This is a genomic window from Psychroflexus halocasei (assembly GCF_900107595.1).
Lineage (GTDB): Bacteria > Bacteroidota > Bacteroidia > Flavobacteriales > Flavobacteriaceae > Psychroflexus > Psychroflexus halocasei.
Window position 1 is genome coordinate 1 of sequence record NZ_FNQF01000019.1, and the last position, 6,489, is coordinate 6,489.

A 6,489-nucleotide genomic window follows, 5' to 3' on the forward strand; every position below is an offset into this window, starting at 1 on the left:
TCAAAAAAGAACAAATTATTATTTTGACTATTTGGGATAGTAGACAAAGTCCCGAAAAATTAAAAAGCATATTGAAATAATGCCTACTGCCAACACCGTATATAGCAAATAGCGAGGTTTGGTTCTAAACCGGAAATTCCGGTATATTTGGAAGTTCGCCAATTTTTGTTTTAGTCGTTTAAAGCAAAAAAAGGTAAAACTCAAAAACAAAAATTTGGCTTGTGCTTGGCGGAAAGGTTCTCGCCAGTTTGCCCGCTACTTGCCATATACAAACACGTTGTACACAAGGCTGAAAAAACTAACGATAACGAATGAACGATAGAATTATAAATTGGAATCTTGACCCAGTAATTTATTGGATAACAGAAACTTTTCCTTTAAAATATTATGGATTGTTATTTATGACTGGAATTCTTTTAGCACATTACGTTGCAAAACGAATTTACATTAAAGAAAATATACCAGTTGAAAATTTAGAAAAGTTATTTATTTACGTTATTGTGGGAATACTTTTGGGAGCAAGGCTTGGACATTGTTTATTTTATGACCCTTCATATTATTTTGCAAACCCACTCGAAATTTTACTGCCAATTAAAAAAATCGGAGATACATATCAATTCATCGGATTTCAAGGGTTAGCAAGTCACGGAGGAGCAATTGGAGTTTTAATTGTAATCGGAATTTATTGTAAAAAGTATAAAACAAATTTTTTATCAGTTTTAGACAGAATTGCACTTGTTTCACCAATAGTAGCTGCGTTTATAAGATTTGGGAATTTTATGAATTCTGAAATTTATGGAAAACCAACAAACGGAAATTGGGGAGTTATTTTTCAAAGAGACGATTTAATACCAAGACATCCAACTCAACTATACGAGGCATTTTCATATATTTTAATATTTGGAATATTAATGCTAATCTATAACAAGAAAAAAGTAAAAGCAAACGGACTGATTTTAGGCGTGGCTTTAATTTTAATATTTTCTGCAAGATTTATAATCGAATTTTTTAAAGAAAATCAAGTTGATTTTGAAAGCGGAATGTTAATTAATATGGGACAAATTTTGAGTATTCCTTTCATTATTATCGGACTGATTTTAATACTTGTAAGAAAAAAGCCCAGTGTACAACACAGTATATAAGCTATGGCTGGGTCTGTCCTCACTTGGAAAATCCTGCGGATTTTCCAAAGATAGTTTATATTTGGAGAGGTCTGTGCTGAGACACGCCACAGCTCATATACAAAAACGTTACCTTGCATTTAAAATGAACATCGAGCAAAACAAGAACATTAGGGAAAGATGGATAAGTCAGCTATTTGAAATGGCACATTTTGAATACCAAAAGCGCTTATGGATAGATGCCGAATTTTAAAATATAATTGGCGATTATAATGAATGCGTTTGCAAATATTTCGATGATTTAAATTTGGAAAATGGATATGCAGAATATATCTCGGACGGAATAATTTCGAAGAACGATGCGGAAATTGTTGCGAAAATGCACGACGAATTTAGAAACTATACTGAACGACCTGAAAAGCGGAATTTATCCGACAAAAAAATACTGAAAGATATTGAGTGGAAATACTTTACTGAACTTGCTTTAGAAACTTGGAATAAATTAAAAGCTGAAACTGAATCAAAAGAATTGCGGAATTTGATGTTGGCATCGGAAAAAAATTACGCGAGAAAAAACGCAAGGTAACACCGTATATAAGCTATGGCTTGGTCTGTCCACACTTGGAAAATCCTGCGGATTTTCCAAAGCCGGTTATTATCAGGAAAGGTCTGTGCCGAGACACGCCACAGCTCATATACATCAACGTTGTAGGTAAGCTGAAAAACATCACGAATGAATTTAGACTTCGACAAAGAAATTGAACGAATTATCAGGGAGAAAAAAGAAACTAGTCCTAAAGTTCTCAATGAAATTCATCGTGTCAGAAAGAAAGAAAATGAATTCATCGTAATGGAATTAAGAAACGCTGGATTTAAAGTTTCTGATTTATTTGACCTCGTAAATTTTAAACAAACGGAATTCGGATATATAAATCTATTGCTCGACCTACTGGACTCTGACAAGGTTACTGACCCAATAATCAAAGACGGAATTATAAGAGCAGTAACTATAAGAAAAGCCAAAGGTATTGCAGAAGAGAAATTGTTAGAGTATTATCAAAGTCTTAAAACTGAAAAGGAGAAAGAACTAATTGGTTGGAGTGTTGGAAATTGGTTTGAATACTTATATTCGGACACTTACTTTGACCAAATAAAGGAAATTTCGGCTGACAAGAATAATGGAATGTCGAGACAAATGTTTGTTCTTGCACTCGGAAAGACAAAAAAACACAAATCAGAATCAGAAAAATTATTGCTTGAATTGACCTTTGACAATCAAGTTGCTTTACACGCAATTATTGCACTTGGAAAACTAAAATCGACAAAGTCCATTGAACGACTGACTGAATTAACAACTGATAAAAATAAAACTATGAAAAAGGAGGCAATTAAAGCGTTGAAAAAAATAACAGCGGAATAAAAGCCTACCTACAACACCGTGTATAATTAATTGCTTTGGTCGTTGCCTATTTGGAAAATTCCTTCGGAATTTTTTCGCGTTCGTTTTTGTTTACTAAATTAGTTGCTTAAACACGCAACTAACCATACACAACACCGTTAGCAAAAATATTAACCTAAAATTAACGTTCATTGTTAAAGGAAAACTAAATTTGTAAAAAATAAATTAACCTATATTTCTTATGAAAAAAACAAATCTACCATTAGCAATACTTGTAAGTATTCTAACTTTTATGACATCCTGTGAGAAGGACGACTCATTTTCAGAGAATAAATTGTCTAATGAATTTAATTCTGAATCCTATATGAAAAAAGGTACTGGAGATGACAAATACACAGTTTTGGGCACTCAAAAGGAAATTCCGTGCTCTGTCGAAAATATGGCAGAAGCCTACCAAAGCATTTTAAAAAACCCTACGGCAGTAAAACATCCTGACAAAAATTATCCGATAAACAAAACCCATTTGTATGTGAAATTTAAACCACAGGACAGCATTCAGTACAACAAAATTGTCAACGATACAATTTTGGCTGTATCTGATGAACCATTTGAATATGAAATAGCAAACCAAGGGTCAATATACTTAGACCCGAAGGCCAATGATACCATTTTTACCTTTTACTATTCCGTAGTTCCAAAGGATTATCAAATACCTAGCGAGGTACCTCACGAAATACTCAAAGACCTGCATTTTACAAGTGAAGATGCAATAGGCGAAACACCATCAGAAAAAGAAGAAAATATACTTGATTTTTATGAAGACCTCAATACAGAGGCATTAAAAATTTCTGACAATTTAGAGGAGGATGAGAAAAAAGAACATACCTACTTTCAGAACGACCCTAGCGAAAGATTAAGCTATGATGATGTAAAAAGGCTTGGACTTAAGGTAAAGGACGTACAAATAAACTACGAATTAGAACCAAATGATGAGGATGTAGAAGGGGAAGCAAGGTTATTTAGAAGAAGAAAATGGCGTCCTAGCGGAACAATAACTGTGCAAGAAGACGCCATAAACCAAAGTGTTGGAGTTATGGGAGCGCGAGTTCGAGTAAGAAAATGGGGATGGTTAGTAATAAGAAAAGCCCATACCAACCGCAATGGTTACTTTGAGACATCAAGAACAAGAACAAAAAGAGTAAAATATGCTTTATACTTCAAAAACAGAAGAAGTGGCAATATCAGACGTTTTACTGTAAAAGCAAGTTCTTGGTTTTGGAATGCAAGAGATAGAGGACACGCAACACACAAGCGTAGAGCTTGGAGGAGACACTATACCTATGGGAGAAGACAATTTTATGGTTACGTTCAAAATGCTGCTTTCGATTACTACACTCGCATTGCACCACAATTCGGATTGAGTATGCCAAAAGACAGGATAAATATTAATGCAACTTATACAGCCTGTCAAAGTTCACAACACAGACCAGCCGTTTTAACATTATTGCCAGTTTCTCGATTAAGAATCACTAGGAGGAGTGGTAATTGTAACTACAGAGCCAGTGACGGCATTTATGCCACAACAGTGCACGAACTCACACACGCAGGACATCAAAGAATGGATGCAGGTATGTTTTCCATATTTCATAGTGGTAGTTGTAACAGAGCAGTACTAACCGAAAGTTGGGCAGAAGGTGTTGAAACAATTGTAACTAATCAAAGATATTTAACTCTTGACCCAAATTATTTAGCAACAAATAGATTCAATAATACAAATTTAAGATTATGGAATGACGGAAGACAAGCCAATACAGTTGCACAAATGAATGAGTATACGCCTATTGTTGCTGATTTAATTGATAATGTAAATCAAAATACTATTCCTGGTATTGGTGGTATTCAACCTATTGACAGAGTTACAGGGTATAATCTTAATCAAATTCAAAATGCTTTGGATAATTGCCGAGATATTGATTGTTGGGAAAATAATCTTAGAAACTATTATTTCAATGCCACAGAAAACAATCTCAATGAACTTTTTGATTATGTAAGGGATGTAAGAAATAACAATTTAAGTACACCTTGTAATTAGAAATCGATTATGAAAAAAATATTAATATTAATTGGGATTTTACTTTTTAGCTGTACCGATGAGCCAGACTTAAATAATTATAATTTGGAAATTCAAAATAATTCTAATGAAAATCTTAACATTGAGGCGTATTTTGAAGGAAACCTAATTTCAAACATTAATTTAAGTGCAAATAATTCAGGTTTAGAATGTACATATAGTGACGAAAGTTTCATAGGCTATAAATTAACTCAATGCCAAATAGACTCTATAATTTTTAAGTTTGAGAATAACAAAGGTTATATTTCAGCCATTAATAATCCCTCAGCATTAGATTTTCCAAATGACACCAACCCATTTGGATTTAGTTCTAAATTTGTTTTAAATAACAATGTTTATCAGTTTATAATAAACCAAGATGATTTTGACAATGCGAATGATTTACCATAGCGAAATAAAATACTTTTGCTAACAATGTATATAAAAAATAGCAGTTAAGAGCTAAATAAAAGTTAAGTTCTTTTCTGCTATCTTTGTTTATAAATCGAAAAATGGCACACACAAACCTGCTACTTTTCATATACAAAACCGTTGGCAAACATTTGAAACAAGCTCTATAAAAATGAGAAATATAGGAATACTACTACTATTAATGACTTTTATTTGCTGTAATAACGTTACTCGAGTAAATGATAAAGAAAAGGAAAACACAAAAATTATTAAAGAATCTGATTTAATCGAGTCAGGAAACTATAACGGAATTAAAACCTGTGAAGAAGCGGAAAAACTTGCGAAGAAAGAAATTAACGAAGGAAAGCTAAAATATATTTTTAGTGGTTTTGGAAGTAGACAAGAATTACCAAAAAATCTTGAAAAACTATACAGAATTGAAATTATTAAAGTAGATGGAGTTCTCGGAATTCCAAACAAATGCTATAATGATATTATGTACAAAAAAATTCAAGAAAAGTTCGGTGATGATGCATTTAATAAAGCAATGGAATGACTTATGAGAATTAGCTACCTAATATATTCAATAATATCAATTGGACAGATATTATTATATTCTTTCTCTGATATAGCTTTATCTATAAAGGTTGGTTCTAATATTATTGGAAAATAAAACGTTTGCCAACACTGCATATCGCTCATTGCGGATTTTCGGCTGAAATCAGGGTTTTGGGATTTTCTGGAAGTTAAAATCTAAAATTGAAAAATAATTGCTAATTTTCCCGCAACGAAGCGATATGCGAGAACGTTACACGCAAGCTAAAAAAAAGAGCTTCTGCCCTATTTTAAGTTTTGAGATTTGAAATTAAAAGTTGAATAAATAAGTTAAGCGGAAAAATGGAAATCTTTAAACTAACTCGAAGAATAAACATTTAGAATTAAGTCTGTCCAAAAGAAATCGTCAGAATTGAAAATCGCAACGGAGAAATGAATTCTGATCAGCCAAACGGAATTGTATACTTAGACTAAAGACAAGCTCGCCAAAATGTCGGAATTTGAAAATCGCAACGGAAAAATTATTCTGAAAATTGGAAAGTCATTTAAGAATTAAAAATCAGAAAAATCATAAGATGAAAACTCACGACGGCAAAAAAATAGATTCTAAGAGATTTTAGAAATGAAATTCAAGAGCTGAAATTCTTTTGATTCTGTGAATCAAGCCTGCGTGTAACAATGCATAATACTTAATGCTCAGGTTCGGTGATGAAAAAATAAGTTTGAGTATTTTTATAAAAGTCTGTAACTTGAAAACGAAATAAAAGCAAATCATGGTCGCACTAAGTTTATGCTAGACCGTTGTAAGTAATGCCGAAAAACCCAGAAACCAAGTGAATAAAACAATATTTGAAATTACCAAAATGGATTGTCCTTCAGAGGAAAATCTTATC

6 protein-coding genes are annotated in these 6,489 nt (G+C 32.5%); all 6 read left to right on the top strand.

Going from position 1 to position 6,489, the window contains the following annotated elements:
- Positions 1-311: 311 nt before the first annotated feature.
- The 6 genes from lgt to BLV84_RS12035 all read left to right on the top strand — a co-directional run bounded on the left by lgt (position 312) and on the right by BLV84_RS12035 (position 5,597).
- Positions 312-1,142, top strand: a complete 831-nt coding sequence (gene lgt, locus BLV84_RS12010; protein ID WP_093246000.1) for a prolipoprotein diacylglyceryl transferase — start codon at positions 312-314, stop codon at positions 1,140-1,142.
- Between the two features lie 286 nt (positions 1,143-1,428).
- Complete coding sequence (locus BLV84_RS12015) at positions 1,429-1,707, top strand: hypothetical protein (RefSeq protein ID WP_093246002.1); 279 nt, start codon at positions 1,429-1,431, stop codon at positions 1,705-1,707.
- Between the two features lie 147 nt (positions 1,708-1,854).
- Positions 1,855-2,541: a HEAT repeat domain-containing protein gene (locus tag BLV84_RS12020; protein WP_093246005.1), complete on the top strand. Its 687-nt coding sequence runs from the start codon at positions 1,855-1,857 to the stop codon at positions 2,539-2,541.
- Between the two features lie 271 nt (positions 2,542-2,812).
- Positions 2,813-4,612 (top strand): hypothetical protein, encoded by a 1,800-nt coding sequence (locus BLV84_RS12025; RefSeq protein ID WP_143521376.1) that lies wholly within the window; start codon positions 2,813-2,815, stop codon positions 4,610-4,612.
- A gap of 9 nt (positions 4,613-4,621) precedes the next feature.
- Positions 4,622-5,041, top strand: a complete 420-nt coding sequence (locus BLV84_RS12030) for a hypothetical protein (RefSeq protein WP_093246011.1) — start codon at positions 4,622-4,624, stop codon at positions 5,039-5,041.
- A 172-nt stretch (positions 5,042-5,213) separates the two neighbouring features.
- Entirely contained in the window at positions 5,214-5,597 is a 384-nt protein-coding gene (locus tag BLV84_RS12035; protein WP_093246014.1) for a hypothetical protein, read from the top strand.
- Positions 5,598-6,489: the final 892 nt, after the last annotated feature.

What these genes read in the sequence shown, in the direction of transcription:
- BLV84_RS12020 (WP_093246005.1), top strand. Translation starts at nt 1,855, where the DNA reads ATGAATTTAGACTTCGACAAAGAAATTGAACGAATTATCAGGGAGAAA.
- BLV84_RS12030 (WP_093246011.1), top strand. Translation starts at nt 4,622, where the DNA reads ATGAAAAAAATATTAATATTAATTGGGATTTTACTTTTTAGCTGTACC.
- BLV84_RS12025 (WP_143521376.1), top strand. Translation starts at nt 2,813, where the DNA reads ATGACATCCTGTGAGAAGGACGACTCATTTTCAGAGAATAAATTGTCT.
- BLV84_RS12035 (WP_093246014.1), top strand. Translation starts at nt 5,214, where the DNA reads ATGAGAAATATAGGAATACTACTACTATTAATGACTTTTATTTGCTGT.
- lgt (WP_093246000.1), top strand. Translation starts at nt 312, where the DNA reads ATGAACGATAGAATTATAAATTGGAATCTTGACCCAGTAATTTATTGG.